The 17457-nt window shown below is 62.9% G+C and carries 13 protein-coding genes, 1 tRNA gene and 1 pseudogene; 11 read left to right on the forward strand and 4 right to left on the reverse strand.

The window, feature by feature from the left end:
* Nucleotides 1-139: 139 nt before the first annotated feature.
* Both AC30NL_RS22790 and AC30NL_RS22795 read left to right on the forward strand, forming a co-directional pair.
* Nucleotides 140-853, forward strand: coding sequence for an RNA polymerase sigma factor FliA (locus AC30NL_RS22790; RefSeq protein WP_489466267.1), 714 nt, complete (start codon nt 140-142; stop codon nt 851-853).
* Nucleotides 854-860: 7 nt separating this feature from the next.
* On the forward strand, nt 861-1634 hold the full coding sequence (locus AC30NL_RS22795; protein WP_489466268.1) for a class I SAM-dependent methyltransferase: 774 nt from the start codon (nt 861-863) through the stop codon (nt 1632-1634).
* A 52-nt stretch (nt 1635-1686) separates the two neighbouring features.
* On the opposite strand, the gene argH is transcribed toward AC30NL_RS22795, so the two are convergent.
* Nucleotides 1687-3084 (reverse strand): argininosuccinate lyase, encoded by a 1398-nt coding sequence (argH, locus tag AC30NL_RS22800; protein ID WP_489466269.1) that lies wholly within the window; start codon nt 3082-3084, stop codon nt 1687-1689.
* A gap of 306 nt (nt 3085-3390) precedes the next feature.
* Between argH and AC30NL_RS22805 the strand changes: the two genes are divergently transcribed.
* On the forward strand, nt 3391-4521 hold the full coding sequence (locus AC30NL_RS22805) for a sensor histidine kinase (RefSeq protein ID WP_489466270.1): 1131 nt from the start codon (nt 3391-3393) through the stop codon (nt 4519-4521).
* Nucleotides 4518-5312, forward strand: coding sequence for a LytR/AlgR family response regulator transcription factor (locus AC30NL_RS22810; RefSeq protein ID WP_489466271.1), 795 nt, complete (start codon nt 4518-4520; stop codon nt 5310-5312). The genes AC30NL_RS22805 and AC30NL_RS22810 overlap by 4 nt, the downstream gene beginning before the upstream one ends.
* Before the next feature lie 283 nt (nt 5313-5595).
* Here AC30NL_RS22810 and AC30NL_RS22815 read toward each other — a convergent pair whose 3' ends face one another.
* Nucleotides 5596-7677, reverse strand: coding sequence for a hypothetical protein (locus tag AC30NL_RS22815; RefSeq protein ID WP_489466272.1), 2082 nt, complete (start codon nt 7675-7677; stop codon nt 5596-5598).
* 549 nt (nt 7678-8226) lie between these two features.
* Nucleotides 8227-11007, reverse strand: a complete 2781-nt coding sequence (ppc, locus tag AC30NL_RS22820) for a phosphoenolpyruvate carboxylase (protein ID WP_489466273.1) — start codon at nt 11005-11007, stop codon at nt 8227-8229.
* A 138-nt stretch (nt 11008-11145) separates the two neighbouring features.
* Between ppc and hemC the strand changes: the two genes are divergently transcribed.
* The 5 genes from hemC to AC30NL_RS22845 all read left to right on the forward strand — a co-directional run bounded on the left by hemC (nt 11146) and on the right by AC30NL_RS22845 (nt 15336).
* Nucleotides 11146-12072 carry a hydroxymethylbilane synthase gene (gene hemC / locus AC30NL_RS22825; protein ID WP_489466274.1) on the forward strand — a complete coding sequence of 309 codons (927 nt, stop codon included), beginning with the start codon at nt 11146-11148 and terminating at the stop codon, nt 12070-12072.
* 22 nt (nt 12073-12094) lie between these two features.
* Nucleotides 12095-12853: a uroporphyrinogen-III synthase gene (locus AC30NL_RS22830; protein ID WP_489466275.1), complete on the forward strand. Its 759-nt coding sequence runs from the start codon at nt 12095-12097 to the stop codon at nt 12851-12853.
* Nucleotides 12850-13962 carry a uroporphyrinogen-III C-methyltransferase gene (locus AC30NL_RS22835; protein WP_489466276.1) on the forward strand — a complete coding sequence of 371 codons (1113 nt, stop codon included), beginning with the start codon at nt 12850-12852 and terminating at the stop codon, nt 13960-13962. The genes AC30NL_RS22830 and AC30NL_RS22835 overlap by 4 nt, the downstream gene beginning before the upstream one ends.
* Nucleotides 13963-13977: 15 nt before the next feature.
* Nucleotides 13978-15225, forward strand: coding sequence for a heme biosynthesis HemY N-terminal domain-containing protein (locus AC30NL_RS22840; RefSeq protein ID WP_489466277.1), 1248 nt, complete (start codon nt 13978-13980; stop codon nt 15223-15225).
* A gap of 34 nt (nt 15226-15259) precedes the next feature.
* Nucleotides 15260-15336, forward strand: a tRNA-Arg gene (locus tag AC30NL_RS22845).
* A 204-nt stretch (nt 15337-15540) separates the two neighbouring features.
* Here the strand turns inward: AC30NL_RS22845 and AC30NL_RS22850 are convergent.
* Nucleotides 15541-15765: a hypothetical protein gene (locus AC30NL_RS22850; protein WP_489466278.1), complete on the reverse strand. Its 225-nt coding sequence runs from the start codon at nt 15763-15765 to the stop codon at nt 15541-15543.
* 572 nt (nt 15766-16337) lie between these two features.
* Between AC30NL_RS22850 and AC30NL_RS22855 the strand changes: the two are divergent.
* A pseudogene (locus AC30NL_RS22855) lies at nt 16338-16523 on the forward strand (TOTE conflict system archaeo-eukaryotic primase domain-containing protein); the annotation flags it as partial.
* A 58-nt stretch (nt 16524-16581) separates the two neighbouring features.
* On the forward strand, nt 16582-17439 hold the full coding sequence (locus AC30NL_RS22860; RefSeq protein WP_489466279.1) for a TOTE conflict system archaeo-eukaryotic primase domain-containing protein: 858 nt from the start codon (nt 16582-16584) through the stop codon (nt 17437-17439).
* Nucleotides 17440-17457 lie beyond the last annotated feature (18 nt).

A 17457-nucleotide genomic window follows, 5' to 3' on the forward strand; every position in this document is an offset into this window, starting at 1 on the left:
CCCCTGCTCGTCGTTGCAAATGCTCGCCATAGCACGAGCTATGGCTGCGCTTTGCGCCTAGATCAGGTGCCTTTTGACGTGCTGCTCGGACACGCTCGAAACACTCTCAGCCTCTGAGCCCCTCTGGAGCTTACCGAACATGTACACCGCCAAAGGCCGACTCGACGTCAACTCGATGCTCAAGCAGTACAGCCAACTGGTGCGCCGCCTCGCGCATCAGATGATTGCCAAGCTTCCCGCCAACGTTGAAATCGACGACCTGATCCAGGTCGGAATGGTCGGACTCACCGATGCCTTGTCTCGCTTCGACGCGGCCCAGGGCGTGCAATTCGAGACCTTCGCCACGCAACGAATACGCGGCGCCATGCTCGACGAACTGCGCGGCAATGACTACCTCTCCCGTGGCACGCGCAAGCAGCAGAGAAGCATCGAGGCGGCCGTCCACAAACTCGAACAGAGACTGGGTCGGGCGCCGGCGGAAAGCGAAATCGCCCGCGAGATGGGCATCACGCTTGTCGAATATCAGGAACTGCTTGGCAAGGTGCGCGGCACCCAGCTGGTTTACCTGGAAGACATGTCGGGCGACGAGGGAGATAACGACTTCCTGGACCGTCACGTGGCTGACGATGGCCTCAATCCACTCGCGCAGTTGCAAGACCACCGCATGCGCGAAGCGCTGATCGAGGCGATCAAGTCATTGCCGGAGCGCGAGCAGTACGTGATGAGCATGTACTACGAGCACGACATGAACCTGAAGGAAATCGCGGCCGTACTCAAAGTGACTGAGTCACGCATTTGCCAGCTTCACAGCCAATCCATCGCGCGCTTGCGGGTGAAGCTGCGCGAGTATTGACGGGGTTATGAAACAGGCCCTTGCTCTCTTCGCCACGACTGCGATCAAGCTGCCCTGGCCCCTGCCGGCGTTGCTCATATGGGCAGCGGCGTGGGCCGTCTTCATCATCGCGTCGCGCTTCCTCAAGATGTCGCCCTTCGTCGCGGTGTTGCTTGCGGCCGGAATTGCCGTCGCCTTCAGCCTTCGCGGCGATACCCGTTGGCGGCGCATCTTCATCGCCTGGGGCTTTCCGCTCTCGCTCGGTGCTTCGGGCCTGATCGGCGACCTGCCTGCCTGGGCGTGGCTATTGCCGCTGGCCTTGGCGGCCGTCGTCTACCCCGTCCACACCTGGCGCGATGCGCCGCTGTTCCCGACTCCGGCTGATGCGCTCAAGGACCTGCCTGGCATGGTGCAACTGCCGGATGGCGCGCGCATTCTCGATGCCGGATGCGGCCTCGGCGATGGACTGATTGAACTGCATCGGGCCTATCCGAACGCGCAACTGAGCGGCCTCGAGTGGAGCTGGCCGCTGCGCTTCGCCTGCGCCGTGCGCACGCGTTTCGCAAATGTGCGGCGTGGTGACATCTGGAGCGCCGACTGGTCGGCCTACGACATGGTTTATCTGTTCCAGCGACCCGAGACCATGTCGCGCGCCGCCACCAAAGCCGGCCGCGAACTGCGGCCCGGTGCATGGATGGCGAGCCTCGAATTCAAGGTGCCCGATCTCGCGCCGACCTGCACGCTCGACTGCCCGGATGGGCGCCGCGTGTGGCTGTACCAGGCGCCCATCAAGCACCGTTGACGAAGCCGGCCACGGCGTCAAGAACCGGCGCGAACCCACCTTTGGCCCTGGATCAAGACAACCGAGCCCGATGCCGAGCCAACTGCGCCCGCACCTGCGCCGGCGCGGTTCCGCCCAGCACGTTGCGTGCATTCAACGACCCGCGCAGCGTCAACACCTCGAATACATCCTGTCCGATCGATGCATTGAAAGCTTGTAGCGATTCCAGCGGCAGTTCGCTCAAATCCCTACCCAGGTGAATGGCCGACTTCACCGCATGGGCCACCACCTCATGCGCATCGCGGAAGGGAAGGCCCTTCTTCACGAGGTAGTCGGCGAGATCGGTCGCGGTTGCATACCCTTTCAGGGCTGCGCGCTCCATGGCGTCCTTCTTGACTGTGATGCCGCCCACCATCTCGGACATGATGCGCAACGTGTCGCGCACCGTGTCGACCGTGTCGAACAAGGGTTCTTTGTCTTCCTGGTTGTCCTTGTTGTAGGTGAGTGGCTGACCCTTCATCAGCGTGAGCAGGCCCATGAGGTGGCCCACCACCCGGCCGCTCTTGCCGCGAGCCAGTTCGGCGACGTCGGGATTGCGCTTTTGCGGCATGATCGACGAGCCGGTGCAGTAGCGATCGGCCAGGTCGATGAAGCTGAAGTTCTGGCTCATCCAAAGCACGATCTCTTCCGCCAAACGCGAAACGTGCATCATCGTGATGCTCGCGAAGCTGCTGAATTCGATCGCGAAATCGCGGTCGCTGACGGCGTCCAGGCTGTTCTGGCACACGCCGTCGAAGCCCAGGGACTTGGCGACCATTTCACGATCGAGCGGGTAACTCGTGCCGGCCAGGGCAGCAGCCCCCAAGGGCAGGTGATTGACCCGCTTGCGCACATCGGCCAGCCGATGTTCGTCGCGCGAGAACATCTCGACATATGCGAGCAGGTGGTGCGCGAAGCTCACCGGCTGAGCCACCTGCATGTGCGTGAAGCCCGGAAGAATCGTGTCGACGTTCTGGTCGGCCACTTCGATGAGTGCCATCTGCATTTGCCGAAGCAAAGGTGCCAAGGTGTCGATCTCTTCGCGCAGCCATAGCCGAACGTCGGTTGCGACCTGATCGTTGCGCGAACGCCCTGTGTGAAGCCGTTTGCCCGCATCGCCCACCAGCTGCGTGAGCCGCGCTTCGATGTTGAGGTGCACGTCTTCCAGATCGAGCTTCCATTCGAAACGCTCGGATTCAATCTCTTCGGTGATCTGGGCCATGCCCTTCTGGATGGCCGCCAGATCATTCGCGCCAATGATGCCTTGTGCCGACAGCATCTGGGCGTGAGCGAGAGAGCCGGCGATGTCGGCTCGCCACATGCGTTTGTCGAAGAAGACGCTGGAGGTGTAGCGCTTCACGAGCTCGCTCATGGGCTCGGAGAAGAGCGCGGACCAGGCTTCGGATTTCTTGTCGAGTTGGTTGGAAGTCATCGGGGGATTCGGCGCAAACGAATGAAAGTGCGAGTTGTGCCGCCAGATGGGCGTGGCGGCTGGGCTTAAGGATTTGGCCCTAAACAATTTCCCGTTTTGGGGGCGCTGGGAGGGCGCGCTGCGGCGTTGCTCCTCACTTGTGTGGCTCGCCACACGGCGCTCGGAGCGCCTTGCATCGCATCCCGCCCAGCGCCCCCAAAACGGGAACCTATTCCGTACCAAATCCTAAGTTGACGACAATGCTGGGGCGGTGCGATTCTATCGAGCCCCTCCAGGATCCCAAAAGGCCCCGTTCGGACCCCTCCCATGCCCCCAGGCCAAGACGACAGATTCGTGCCCCAAGACGGCTCGCCCGACAGCGTCGGCCGCGAATCCATGCGTTCGAGCGACATATTCGGCAGCACGGCCTTCGCCAGCACCATCTTCGATGCGCCCCTGTCGGTCGGCCGCCACGCCAACGCAGCGACCGAGGTGTTCGACGTGTGCCACGTGGGTGTCGTGCTCCGCGCAGTGCTGTTCGTTACCCTTGTTGTGGCGGTGGCCGTGATGTTTGCCGCCGGCGGATTCAACTCGTGGCTGATGCTTGCGGCCATAGGCGTGGCGGTGTCGCTACCGGGCGTGCTCTTCTGGCTGCTGAGCGCCTGCGTTCTCAAGGCACCGCTCGGTCGTTTGCCGCTGGCCGGGCAGTGGGGGGCGGCGGCGGCGCTTGGCGCCGTGGGCGGCATGTTCGGCTGGATGCTGGGTTTCATCACCGGGCTGGAGTTCTTCGGGGCACGGCACTACCTCGCCTCGGCCATCGCCGGCGCGGTGTTGGCGGCCACCATCTTTCAGTGGCTTCGTTTGCGTGCGCAGGCCCGGCTGCCGGCCGACACCACTGCGAAGCTCGCCGAACTCCAGTCGCGCATCCGGCCCCACTTTCTCTTCAATACGCTCAATACGGCGCTGAGCCTGGTACGCCTGGACCCGGCTCGTGCAGAGGGCGTGCTCGAAGACCTGGCCGAGCTGTTTCGCGTCGCGCTCACCAACACGGGCGAGGCGGTGTCCTTGTCTGATGAGGTGGAGCTGGCCCAGCGCTACCTCGCCATCGAGCAGATTCGCTTCGGCAGCCGCTTGCAGGTGAGCTGGGAGCTTGACCCCGACGCTGGCGCGGCGCGCATGCCTCCCTTGCTGCTGCAGCCGCTGGTCGAGAACGCCGTGCACCACGGCGTCGAGCCGGCGGCCGACGGCGGCACCATTCGCATTCGCACTCGCGTCAAGCTCGGACGTGCCGTGGTGTCTATTGCCAACACCGTGTCTGCTCAGCCGTCCAAGCCCGGAAGCGGTATCGCTTTGCGCAACGTACGCGAGCGCTTGCGGCTCATGCACGACGTTGCCTCGCAGTTCGATGCGCAACAGGACGGCAACATATTTCGTGTGCAGATCGTGGTCCCCCTATGACGACCGAAACTCAATCCGCAGTCCTGCGTGTTTTGCTTGTTGACGACGAGGAGTTGGCCCGTTTGCGACTTCGCGGCTTGGTCGGCGAATGCACGAGCCCCAAGGCAAACGTGGTGGGCGAAGCCGCCAACGCCACGCAAGCTCTGGTGTGGCTGCAATCGCAGGATTGCGACCTGATGCTGCTGGACATTCACATGCCCGGTCGAGATGGGACGCAGCTTGCCGCGGAATTGCAGCAGTTGACCAACCCGCCCGCGGTCGTGTTCGTGACGGCGCACACCGAGCATGCGTTGAGGGCGTTTGATCTTGAAGCTGTCGATTACCTGACCAAGCCGGTTCGTCGCGAGCGATTGCACGCGGCCTTGCAGCGCGTGGCGCAACGGCTGGCCATCGCGCCGCCTCCCTCGGCGGTTGCCGGGGCTGCCGAGACCGAGCCGGTTGTCGTGGTGAGCGACCGCGGTCGCGTGGTGCGCGTGCCGGTATCGGAGGTGCTGTACCTGAAGGCCGAGCTGAAGTACGTGACCCTGCGCACAGCGGAGCACACCTATGTGCTTGACAACGCCTTGAGCGATCTCGAACAACGTCTCGGCGATCGGTTTATCCGCGTGCATCGCAACGCACTGGTTGCGAAGGGGGCTGTACGGGCGCTTGAGCGGCGTGTGATTGCATGCGCCGACGATGAAGGTGGAGAAAGCTGGGCGGTGAAGGTGGCGCCCGTGGATGAGTGGCTTGCGGTGTCGAGGCGGCAAGCCACTGCGGTGCGCGAGGCCTTGATGGCGGCAGGACTGTGATCTCGTCCTGCTGACTGGGGTGTAAGGACATGGCCCAAAACGGAAAATTATTTCGGGCCATGTCCCAACAGAGCAGATTATTCCGAGAGATGGGCTGGTGACGGCGACCTGAAGAAAGCTTCACGCGCTCTCCTCGCCTCGTCCGTGTGTCGGTAGGTCGAGGTGGTGGAAAGCGCGAGAAGAATCCCTTCATGACGACCCGCACCCGGCGGGCCGTGATGCCGGCATGGCATCTCTGCTCGAGGGTACGGCCGCTTGAGGACCTTGTGCAGCGAGGTAGCGGTCAGGCTATGTGCAGGCGACCGGCTGCGCTACCTCGCCTGCCTTGTTGCCCTTGCCTGTCAGTTGAAGAGCTGGGCAAGTCGTTCCGTTCGTTCATCGCCTGCTTCTTCTTTTCGTCGTTGCAAAACATCGCCAACGCGATTTCAATCACTCCGCGCTGCACGTAGCCAATGCGCTTTGGAAATGAATGCGCGAATACCCTGGCAAACCGCTTGTTGATGTTCTTGTGAAGTGCTTCACGCAGCGGGTCGGTAAGGACCTCTTTCATGTCGAGCTTCTTCCGCACTTCCTCGCGTTTCTTCCTTGAAATGGCGTCCATCGCCATGCCGTGGGCCACGATGAAGTCAATCTGAATGTTGTCCCATACTTCCTTCACCTCGGCGTTGCCGAGGTCCTTGCTGTCCGGGTGCTGATTCGAGAATTTGGTCAACTGAAGCTCCAGGTCTTCGAGCAGGGCCAAACGCATGGCCGTCAATCGGACGGCTTGCGTCTTGATCATGAGTTGCTCGGTCAGCAAGTCCGAACCTGAGGTTTTCCATTCATCCTTCAGGGTCGCGAGTTCCCGGTCAAGAATCAATACCTTGTGACTGAGATATTCGCGCTCGAGTTTCGTGGATTCCAGCATGAACCTCATGGAAGGCTCTGAGAAAGATTCGGTCTGTGACACCATCCTGTTGGCGACAAATCGCCATTCAGCTGACGGAATCACTTTCGACAACAATCGATGCAAGCGATGAGAGTGCTTGAATGTGCTTGTATCTTCGATTGCCGGAGCGCCCAAAATGACCTCTTTTCGAACCGAAGCCTCGAGCTCTTCCTCTTGGCGGGTCTTGTTCAGCAGGTGGGACAAATGCTCAGGCTCGTAGAGGAAATCGGCGGATTCATGCGTCAGGTGCTCCACGCCGCCGACTGCCCTCAACGCGTGTCGCCGACTCGGTATCGGCGCGAGCGCCGCCGCGGTGGCACACCCCATGCCAGCACCCATCGCCAGCAAGGCGCATGAGGCCCCGGCAGTCGGCGCCGCCCCGGCAATACCTGCAATCTGCAGCCCTGCACTCGTGGCGCCTGCTGCACCCATCAGGGCGCGCGAACTGACTTCGCGCGTACGCACTTTGCGCTCGTGCGCGATGAATTCGAGCAGCGGCTTACGCAGTGGGTCGTCTTCCTTAAGCTGGCTCTTCACCGCTTTTGCCAGCTTTTTAAGTTCGTGCAGGTGTGCCCCGCTTCTGGTCGCAGTGATTGCGCCGAAGGCAGCAATGGCCGTTGCATAGACCAATCCCAGAACTTTGACTACAGGCAACGCGTGGGCCAGTGCCGCAGCGCCTTCAGCAGCGCCGATTGCGCCGAGACCGGCGTGAGCGGCGGAATCTGCGATCTCGAACAGGGCATGGGTCAACTGACTCTTAACTATTCGCAAACGGGCCTCCACGCCTTCCGAATTCCTCGAGATCAAGGCTGCAACGTCGGACGTGCCGGAACTTCTCAGCTCTTCTTGCAAGTCCAAAAGGAAGCTCTTGTAGGCCGTGAGGGGTTCGACGAGTTTCTTTATGTCCTTGGCATCTTTAACGCCGTGCTTCATTCCGTTGATGCCCGCGACAATCAGAATGGTGCTGCCAATGATCGTGCCGCAGGAAAAGCCTGCAAGAGTGCGCGGCCATCCAGTCGTGATATGAAGGCCATGAAGCTGTTCGATGCACTTGTGAGTCCCGGTAAGGATGTCCGCGCTTCCTGCACTCATCTTGACGTAGTCGGTCAAGTGGCTGTCATGTCGTGACTGAAAGCACTGGCTGGCCAAGCGGTGCATGTCCAATTCTGTATTGCCGTTCAGATGCTCCCCGACTGCATCGATGCCTTCCAGCCAAGTGCCGACCTGCTTCAACAGGTTTTCACGGTCTGCAGCACTGGCCGTGGACGGTGTGACTTGCACCGAATGGTCGGCTGACCGAGCAGTGGCGACCTCACGGACGAGCTGGTCGGACTTCACGCTCTCGTCGGCTGTATCCCAGTCCTCTGAATCGTCGTCATCATTTGATGATGGGTTGATGAACCTTTCCCAACGCTCGAGGTCCGCGTTCGACCACATGGGGATTTTCCCGGCTCGTGGCCTCGCAACGGGTGAGTCGGACACGTACTCGCCCGCAACGGGTGAGAATTCGACTTCAGACGCGACTCCCTCGGAGTCGGACCCGTACTCGCCCGCAACGGATGAGATTTCGACTTCAGACGCGACTCTTCTGGGCGGGCCGGATTGGGCGAAAGTCGCTGTGGGACCACGGCCCCTCTGGCTGTTCCTGGAGACTGCACTCTGGTCGGTGTAGTCCAGGCCTACACGTTTGAGAACGTTGGATACGCGGTGGTTCAGGTTCATACAAGCAGTTGTGTGACGGGAGATGTGAGGGCCGTGATATTGGATGCTGCCCCGTGCAGCGAGGCATTTTTTGCGAAGAGGTGTCTTACGCTCCGAAGCATTGGGGATGGAAATCAACTACCCCTCGCCGGGATCGCATAGCTATTTGCTACTGTCACGAGCTTGGCGACAAGAGCCCAAACTCCCACTCCCTGGCGTCCAGCCTCGAGCAGGAAGGTCATGCCGGCCTCACGGCCCGCACCTCTGACTTCGCACCCCTCCGATTCAACCCGTGTTGCGCAACCCCGCCGCCACCCCGTTGATCGAGATGTGAATCCCTCGCTTCACCCGCTCCGTTGCGGGGTCGCCGTCGCGCCGCTGACGATAGCGGCGCAGCAGCTCCACCTGCAGGTGATTCAGCGGATCGAGATATGGAAATCGATGCTCGATCGAGCGCGCCAGCGACGGGTTCGATTGCAGCCGCCGCTTCTCGCCCGTGATCAGAGACAGCGCATCGTTCGTGCGCTGCCACTCCGCCCGTATCAAGCCGAAGATGCGCTTGCCGAGTTTCTTGTCTTCGACCAGTTCGACATAGCGCTGCGCGATCGCGAGGTCGCTCTTGGCGATCACCATGTCGAGGTTGGACATCAGCGTGCGAAAGAACGGCCACTGCTTGTGCATGCGCTGCAGGAGTGCGAGCCTTTCCTTGCGCTGCTTTGGGTCGGCCAGGTACTTGTCGATGGCCGACCCGAACCCGCACCAGCCCGGCAGCGCCACGCGGCATTGGCCCCAACTGAAGCCCCAGGGGATGGCCCGCAGGTCTTCGATGGCGCGGGTCGCCTTGCGTGAGGCAGGGCGCGAGCCGATGTTGAGTTCGGCGATCTCGCGAATGGGTGTCGCGCTGAAGAAGTAATCGGTGAAGCCGGGGGTGTCGTAGACCAGCTTGCGATAGGCCGCATAGCTAGCATCGCTGATCGCGCTTGCCGCTTCCAGAAATGCCTTGGGCGCGCTCTTCGTTGGATGCAGCAGCGTGGCTTCCAGCGTCGCTGCCACAAGGGTTTCGAGATTGCGCCGGCCAATTTCCGGGTGGGCATATTTCGAGGCGATGACCTCGCCCTGTTCGGTCAATCGGATCTGGCCGTTCACCGTGCCTGGCGGCTGTGCCAGGATGGCCTGATAGCTGGGGCCGCCCCCGCGTCCGACCGTGCCTCCTCGGCCGTGGAAGAGCCGTAGTGTGATGCCGTGGCTGCGGCCCAGCTCGTTGAAAAGCTCGACGAGTGCAATCTCGCTTCGGTAGAGCTCCCAGTTGCTCGTGAAGGTGCCGCCATCCTTGTTGCTGTCGCTGTAGCCGAGCATGATGTCTTGCTCGCGTCCGCTGCGCTTCATCATCTCTGCGATGCCGGGCAGCTCATAGAACGCACGCATGATCGGCGCGGCGTTGCGCAGGTCACCGATGGTTTCGAAAAGGGGCACCACAATGAGGTCGCTCACCGCGCCGTCATCCAGGGTGCCGCGCACGAGGCCCACTTCCTTGAGCAGGAGCATCACCTCGAGCAGGTCGCTTACCTCTTCGGTGTGCGAAATGATGTAGTGGCGCAGCGCGTCGCGGCCATAGCGTTGGAGCATCACGAGCGCGGCCTCGAAGATGGAAAGTTCGCTCGTCGCATGTTCGCTGTACCCGGCCGCGCGAACCCGCAGCGGACGAGCGTCGTTGAGCAGCCGCACGAGCAATTCACGGCGTGCGGACTCGTCCAGCGCGTTGTAGTCAGCTTCGATCTTCGCGACCTTGAGCAACTCGGCCAAGACGGCCTCGTGTTTGTCGGAGCTCTGGCGCAAGTCGACGGTGGCGAGGTGAAAGCCGAAGACCTGCACGGACCGCATCAAGGGCTTTAAACGGGGGGTGGTGAGGGCGTCGGCGTGATGCGACAGCAGCGATGCTTCGATGACGCGCAAGTCAGCGAGGAACTCTGCCGACGACGTGTAGGGATTTTGCGGTGCGACAGCATGACGCAGGGCTTCGGTTCCCGTCAGTTCATGCAGCGTGGCAGCCAGTCGCGCGTACACGCCGATCAGCGCCCGGCGATAGGGCTCGTCTTCGCGATGCTCGTTCTGGTCGGGCGATGCTTCGGCCAGCGCGCGCATGTCGGCAGACACCGGCGCCAGGGTGGCCGAGATGGACAGCTCGGCGCCGAGTTCGTGCACTTCCGTCAGGTAGTGGCGCAGCACCGTTTCGCTTTGCCGGCGCAGTGCCATGCGCAGCGTGTCGGCAGTGACGAAAGGATTGCCGTCACGGTCGCCACCGATCCAGTTGCCCATGCGGAAAAAAGTTGCGATCTCATGGCCGGGCAGGGCGGTTTCCATGTCACGGTACAGGCGAGGAATCTGCCGCAGAAAGGTCGCGTGGTAGTACGACAGCGCGTTCTCGATCTCGTCGGACACCGTGAGCTTGGCGGTGCGGAGCATGCGGGTTTGCCAGAGCTGCGTGATGCGGGCGCGAATGAGCGCCTCGTTCTCGGCCCGATCGCGATCGGTGGGAAGGGTCTCGCGCTGCTCGACCAGTTCAGCGATGGCACGCTCCGCGTCAAGGATGCTCTTGCGTTGTACTTCGGTCGGATGTGCGGTAAGCACCGGCGAGATGTAGGCCTGCTCCAGAGTCTTGGCGATGTCCGCGGCGCGGATGCCGGCTTCGGACAGGCGCTCGAGCGACATCGCGAGCGAGCCTTCCTGCAAATGCCCCTGTCGTTCGTGGTGGTCGCGCCGGCGCACGTGGTGACGGTCTTCGGCAATGTTGGCGAGGTGCGAGAAGTAGCTGAAGGCGCGGATCACACTCACCGTCTGGTCGCCGCTCAGGTTCTTGAGCAGCCGGTCGAGCGCACGACCAGCCTGGGTGTCGCTCTTGAGCCGATAGGCCACCGACAACTTGCGAACACGTTCAATCAGATCGAACGCGTCTTTGCCCTCCTGCTCTCGGATCACATCGCCGAGGATGCGCCCGAGCAGTCGGATGTCTTCGACCAATGGGCGGTTCTTTTCAGCGGCGTCCTGGGCTGCGGTGACTCGGGCCATGGCGGTTCCGGTGGGGTGTAATTTGGTTACGAGATTCTAGGCATGGGGATACTCCATTCGTACCGGAGTGCGTTTGCGAGATCGACAGGGCTTATCCCGGATTCCATCCGGGCTGCACTCGCCTGCTAGCATCCCCGAATGACCGACAGAATCATCATCGCCACCCGCGAGAGCCGACTCGCACTGTGGCAAGCCGAGCACGTGCGCGACCTGCTCACGCAGCGTTTCGGCGCCCAGGTCGACTTGCTTGGCATGACCACCCGCGGCGACCAGATCCTCGACCGCACGCTCTCAAAGGTCGGCGGCAAGGGGCTCTTCGTCAAGGAACTCGAAAACGCGCTCGAAGAAGGCCGTGCCAATCTGGCCGTGCATTCGCTCAAGGACGTGCCCATGGACCTGCCGCCCGGCTTCGAGCTTGCGGCAGTGCTGGAGCGGGAAGACCCGCGCGATGCTTTCGTGTCGAATCGGTTCAGCACGCTGGCTGAATTGCCGCAGGGGGCGCTGGTTGGCACGTCGAGCCTGCGCCGCGTGGTGCAGCTTCGTGTGCTGCGTCCCGATCTGCGCGTGGAACCCCTGCGCGGCAACCTCGACACCCGCCTTCGCAAGTTGGACGAAGGCCAGTACGATGCCATCGTGCTCGCAGCGGCAGGTCTCAAGCGACTCGGGCTCGCATCGCGCATCCGTTCGGTTTTCGACGTGGACCAGATGCTTCCATGCGCAGGGCAGGGCGCCCTCGGGCTTGAAGTCCGCACCGATGCCAAAGACCTGCTCGCGCAACTCGACACCTTGACTCATCGCGAAACCTCGTTGGCGGTGCATGCCGAGCGTGCAGTCTCGCGCGCACTGGGTGGCAGCTGCAGCATGCCTCTTGCGGCGTTTGCGCAGTGGCGGGGCAACACGCTCGTGCTCCACGCGGCGCTGGGGCATCCGGAGCGCAACGATGCTCCCTTGCTGCACGCAACAGCGCAGGCCGAGGTGGACGACGTCGTGGCGGCACGCCATCTCGGCGAACGCGCCGCCGCTGTGCTGCGCGAACATGGTGCTGCGGGCTATCTCGCCTCCTGATCAGAGAGCTGGTCTAGACCACATGCGCGTCATCGTCACCCGCCCGGCTGCGCAAGCCGCCACGTGGGTCGATGAACTCAGGGCGCGCGGCATCGACGCGGTGGCCTTGCCGCTCATCGGCATTGGGCCGGTCGCGAATCGCGATGCGGTGACGCAGGCATGGCTCTCTTTGGCCGCCCGGTCCCTTGTCGTGTTCGTGAGCCCCAATGCGGTGGAAGAGTTCTTTGCGGCTCGCCCCGAGGCATTGGTGTGGCCCGAGAGCACCGTGGCTGCATCCGCCGGCCCCGGCACCACGCACGCGCTCGTCCGCCACAGTGTGCCTGAGGGGTGCATCGCCGAGCCGGCAGCCGATTCGGTTCAGTTCGATTCCGAATCTCTCTGGCAGCGCCTCTCGCGCGACAACTGGAGCGGAAAATCTGTCCTGATCGTGCGCGGCGACGGCGGACGCGACTGGCTCGCCGATACGCTTCGCTCGAACGGCGCGGTGGTGACTTTCGTGGCGGCATATCGTCGCCTGATGCCTGAATTTTGTGGTGTCGAGCGTGACCTGTTGGCCCACGCCATCGCAAACCCGGCGGGGCACCTGTGGTTCTTCAGCAGCTCCGAAGCGATTTCCAACCTGGTCGCTGCCGAGCCGCATGCCAAGTGGACAGCCAGCCGGGCCATTGCCACGCACCCCCGCATCGCGCAGCGAGCACGCGGCTGTGGTTTTGGCGTCGTAGCCGAGTCCCCACCTACGCTGGAAGGCGTGATGGCCTGCATACAATCCGTCGCATCGTGAGCGAACCCCCCATCGAAGTTCTTCCAGTCATGGCGCCGACAGCGTCGCACGCCTCCACGTCCCATGGCATGCCCGTGCCGCAGCGCTGGTTCTGGGCCGGTGTGGCGGTGCTCGTGTTTCTGACGCTGGCGGCGCTCGGGCTGGCCTATGCGGCGCAGCAGCGCGTGGTCACGTTGCAGCAAGAACTGGTGCGACGTCAGCAAGACAGCCAGGGCCAATCCGCCGAAGCGCGCCTGCTCGCCAAGCAGGCACAGGAAATCGCCCGCGAAGCCTCTGCCAGGCTCGCATTGCTCGAAGCAAGGGTGTCCGAAGTGGCCATCCAGCGCAGCCAACTCGAAGAACTGATCCAGTCACTGACCCGCTCGCGCGACGAGAACGTGCTGGTGGACATCGATGCCAGCATTCGCGTCGCCTTGCAGCAAACGGCGATCACCGGAAGTGCCGAGCCGCTGGTGGCTGCGCTCAAGCAGTCCGAAGAGCGCCTTGCCCGCTACAACCAGCCTCGTCTCGAAGGCGCGCGCCGCGCCATCGCCCGCGACCTCGATCGTGCAAAAGCCGTGGGCTTGGTCGATCTGCCGTCGCTGTCGATCAAGCTCGATGAGGCCGTGCGGCTCGTGGACGAGCTGCCGCTGCTGGCTGTGGCCGAACCTCGCAAGGCGGCTTCTTCACCGGAGCTTGCCAAAACGTCTGCACGTGGTGGCAGCATGGTCGAGGCTTCGCCCTCTGGTTGGACCAAGGCCTGGAGCGAAACCTGGTCGAGTGCATCGGAGCGCGTTTGGTCGGAGGTGAAGTCGCTCGTGCGCGTGACCCGAATCGATCACCCTGAAGCTATGTTGCTCGCACCCGAGCAAGCCTTCTTCGTGCGAGAGAACCTCAAGCTGCGCCTGCTGAATGCGCGTCTGGCGCTCTTGAGCCGCCAGTTCGACACGGCGCAGTCTGACTTGCAGTTGGCTCATGCCGCGCTCGAGAAATACTTCGATCATTCATCGCGCCGCCTGGTGCTGACGAGGGACCTCATCAAACAAGTGGCGACACAGGCGCGCCAGGTCACGGTGCCTCGGCCGGACGACACGCTCGCCGCCTTGGCTGCTGTATCTGCCGGCCGCTAAGGTCCTTCAAAGTCAATGCGCGCTGTCATCTGGTTCCTGTTGCTCTTCGCCGTCGCGGTTGTGGCGGCGGCCACCCTTGGCACGAACGATGGGCTGGTCACCATTTATTGGGGCACCTACCGTCTCGATGCCTCGCTCAATCTTTTCCTGCTCGCAGTCGCAGGTACCTGCTTTGCGCTGGTGTCGACCATCCAGGCAGTGAACTCGCTCACCGGCCTGCCGCAACGGGCCCATGAATGGCGCGTGGCTCGGCGCGATCGTGTCGCTCAGGCCGCGCTGCGCGACGCCTTAGCGCAGTATTTCGGCGGACGCTACAGTCGTGCCCAGTCCGCAGCGCAACGCGCCCTCGCCATCCAGGTCGACACGCCCGATCTTGCGCAAGACAACGAGTTCACGGTGCTTGGCCACTTGCTGGCTGCCGGCAGCGCGCATCGGCTGCAAGACCGTGCCAAGCGCGACGAGCAACTCAAGCGTGCCCTCGACCTCGCACGCACCAGCTATGCCGCACGTTCGGCGGAAGAGGGCGCAAGTTTGCTGGCCGCCGAGTGGGCACTCGACGACCGTGATGCGGCACGTGCACTCGACCTACTCGCCGACCTGCCGCCCGGCGTGTCTCGACGCACGCATGCGCTGCGCCTGAAGCTGCAAGCCACGCGCCTCGGCCAGCGTCCGCAAGAGGCGCTCAAGACCGCGCGTCTTCTTGCCAAGCACCAGGGCTTCTCGAAGATCGCTGCAACTGGATTGTTGCGTTCGCTGGCTTCCGAGTCGCTGGCAACAGCCCATGACATCGACCAGTTGCGCCGTATATGGCTGCAGTTCGACGGCGCGGATCGCCGAGACCCGGTGGTGGCCGCCGGCGCGGCCACGCGGGCTGCGGCACTGGGTGCGGCGGAGGAGGGACGCGCGTGGTTGCGACCCTTCTGGGATCGCCTGGGCGAGCTGTCGTCGGACGATCGCGCAGCTGTCGCACAGGGTCTGATTGCTGCGTTGCCCGGCATTGGTCCCGAGTGGCTGCATCGACTTGAAGCGGCGGCGCAATCCTTCCCGCGCGAGCCTGCCATCGCGCACGCGGTGGGAAGTGCGCTTGCTGAACGGGGCTTGTGGGGCAAGGCGAGGCAGTTGCTCGAATCAGTGACAGAAGACGCCAGGCTGTCCGTGAACGATCGTCGCCGCGCCTGCTTGTCGCTCGCGCGCCTCGCTGAGCAAGAGGGCGATAGCGAACGAGCCGTGCGTTGCTACGAAGCGGCTGCACGGCTCGGATGAAATCGGAAAAACTCGTGCTACACTAGCAGGCTCAGCGGCTGTAGCTCAGTTGGATAGAGTACTTGGCTACGAACCAAGGGGTCGTGGGTTCGAATCCTGCCAGCCGCACCAAAAAACAAGAAATGGATTAACGCCCTAGCAGCTCACGCCGCTAGGGCGTTTTTCTTTCTGCGCGACTTTTGCGGCAACGGCTGCAAGCTGGAGATCGCGCAGCAGATTGCCAACTGCGAGTCCGCCCGGACGACGGGGCTGTCCCTGTCGCGCTCCTGTTCGTGTCGATCTTCGCTGCGGTGAAAGACGCAGCGAACAGGGGACTTAAATGCTGCGCGGAACCTCGACGTTGCGCTTGACCCGCCGCGCGCTCGCTGGGCGAAGATCACTGGCTTCACGCCCATCGATGTCCGCAGCGAAGCCGACATCGAGTGATTCGCCTCGCGCTACGAGCGACACTTCTGAGGATGCAGCGAGGACACGCGCTTCCTGCACTTCCTGATTGACGAGGAGCTGCGATGCAACCTTTCCCGATTCGGCGATCGACATGGAGGACGACCGACGTCCAGGGCGGAGCGCACTTCCTTCAGGCTGCGACTGATGGCCGTCAACGCCAATGGTTTCGGAGTGCGCGTCGTAGCGATCGGTTGCTGAGAGATACAGCAACCCGCCACTCTCCGCTGGCTTTAGGAGCCCTTCGCGTGAGTCCATGTGTCAGACTCGCCCTTCAATGAACGACTCCGATCTCCCTTGCAACCACTCGTTCGAGACTCTGGAACACGGGGCTCTGTGCAGCAAGACGCGCGAGAGCTACCGGCGCCAGTGCAGTCGACACGCCGAGCACGAGGCAGCAATGGCGCGCGAGCCGCGAGGTGCGGAGGGCTGAGAGCCTGAGAGTATTTCGATCATGCCCGCTCATCACGTCAAAAGACCCCTGCTCGTCGTTGCAAATGCTCGCCATAGCACGCGCTATGGCTGCGCTTTGCGCCTAGATCAGGTGCCTTTTGACGTGCTGCTCGGACACGCTCGAAATATTCTCAGCCTCTGACGCCGTGGCCATCGGCGTGCAGAACGTTCGGCACGTGCCGGTGTCCGAGGTCAGGCATCCGCAGAGCAGCCGCGTGGACCTGTCTTCGCCGGTCGAAGCCAAGATCGCGCTGTTCCGATCGCTCTTTCGAGGCCGTCAGGACGTCTACGCTCGCCGGTTCGAGAGCCTGAAGACCGGCAAGTCCGGCTACGCGCCGGCCTGTGCGAACGAATGGGTGCGTGGCATCTGCCGCAAACCCCAGATCAACGGCGCGGACTGCACCCATCGGAAGTTCCTCCCGGTGACCGATGAGGTCATTTTTGGGCACCTGTCCGGCCATGAGCCTGGCGATCCCCTTCGTCGCGGGCGTGTACCCCCTGCTCGAGAACGAGACGTGCTTCTTCCTTGCCATCCACTTCGACAAATACGGCTGGCAGGAGGATGCCTCTGCGTTCGTCCGGGCGTGCCGGCGCCTGAACGTGCCGGCTGCGCTGGAGCGTTCGCGCTCGGGCCAAGGCGGCCACGTCTGGATCTTCTTCGAAGAGGTCGTGACGGCGGCGCTGGCACGGCGGCTCGGCTCTCTTCTCCTGACGGATGCCATGGAAGGCCGGCCAGACATCGGCCTTGATTCATACGACCGCTTGTTTCCGAGTCAGGACACGATGCCGCGCGGCGGGTTCGGGAATCTCATCGCGCTGCCATTGCAAAAGGAGCCTCGTGAATTCGGCAACAGCGTATTCCTGGACGACGACTTCGCGCCGTGGCCGGACCAGTGGGCTTTCCTCGCGAGCATGGGGCGGATGGGCCGGGCACAGGTCGAAAGGATCGTGCGAGAAGCGGAACAGGGAGGCCGCATTCTTGGCGTGCGCGTGCCTGTGCATGAGGACGAGGAAACCGAGCCATGGACCCTGCCCGCATCGCGACAGCGGAAGGAGCCCCCGATCGAGGGTGAGTTGCCGCCGACGCTGGAGCTGGTTCTCGCCGACCAGGTCTACATCGCCAAGCAAGGTCTGCATCCGGGCCTGAGAAACCGCCTGCTGCGGCTCGCGGCATTTCAGAATCCTGAGAGGCTGAGAGTATTTCGATCATGCCCGCTCATCACGCCAAAAGGCACCTGCTCGTCGTTGCAAATGCTCGCCATAGTGCAGTGCAGAGAGTCTTTAGCCTGGCGGACGCGGCACCCGGGTCTGCACTGACGGCACGGCGTGACCGCC

Source organism: Rhizobacter sp., assembly GCA_021153565.1.
Lineage (GTDB): Bacteria > Pseudomonadota > Gammaproteobacteria > Burkholderiales > Burkholderiaceae_C > Albitalea.

What these genes read in the sequence shown, in the direction of transcription:
- ppc (WP_489466273.1), bottom strand. Translation starts at nt 11,007, where the DNA reads ATGGCCCGAGTCACCGCAGCCCAGGACGCCGCTGAAAAGAACCGCCCA.
- AC30NL_RS22840 (WP_489466277.1), top strand. Translation starts at nt 13,978, where the DNA reads ATGCGCGCTGTCATCTGGTTCCTGTTGCTCTTCGCCGTCGCGGTTGTG.
- AC30NL_RS22850 (WP_489466278.1), bottom strand. Translation starts at nt 15,765, where the DNA reads ATGTCGATCGCCGAATCGGGAAAGGTTGCATCGCAGCTCCTCGTCAAT.
- AC30NL_RS22815 (WP_489466272.1), bottom strand. Translation starts at nt 7,677, where the DNA reads ATGTGGTCGAACGCGGACCTCGAGCGTTGGGAAAGGTTCATCAACCCA.
- AC30NL_RS22805 (WP_489466270.1), top strand. Translation starts at nt 3,391, where the DNA reads ATGCCCCCAGGCCAAGACGACAGATTCGTGCCCCAAGACGGCTCGCCC.
- hemC (WP_489466274.1), top strand. Translation starts at nt 11,146, where the DNA reads ATGACCGACAGAATCATCATCGCCACCCGCGAGAGCCGACTCGCACTG.
- AC30NL_RS22830 (WP_489466275.1), top strand. Translation starts at nt 12,095, where the DNA reads ATGCGCGTCATCGTCACCCGCCCGGCTGCGCAAGCCGCCACGTGGGTC.
- argH (WP_489466269.1), bottom strand. Translation starts at nt 3,084, where the DNA reads ATGACTTCCAACCAACTCGACAAGAAATCCGAAGCCTGGTCCGCGCTC.
- AC30NL_RS22790 (WP_489466267.1), top strand. Translation starts at nt 140, where the DNA reads ATGTACACCGCCAAAGGCCGACTCGACGTCAACTCGATGCTCAAGCAG.
- AC30NL_RS22860 (WP_489466279.1), top strand. Translation starts at nt 16,582, where the DNA reads ATGAGCCTGGCGATCCCCTTCGTCGCGGGCGTGTACCCCCTGCTCGAG.
- AC30NL_RS22795 (WP_489466268.1), top strand. Translation starts at nt 861, where the DNA reads ATGAAACAGGCCCTTGCTCTCTTCGCCACGACTGCGATCAAGCTGCCC.
- AC30NL_RS22810 (WP_489466271.1), top strand. Translation starts at nt 4,518, where the DNA reads ATGACGACCGAAACTCAATCCGCAGTCCTGCGTGTTTTGCTTGTTGAC.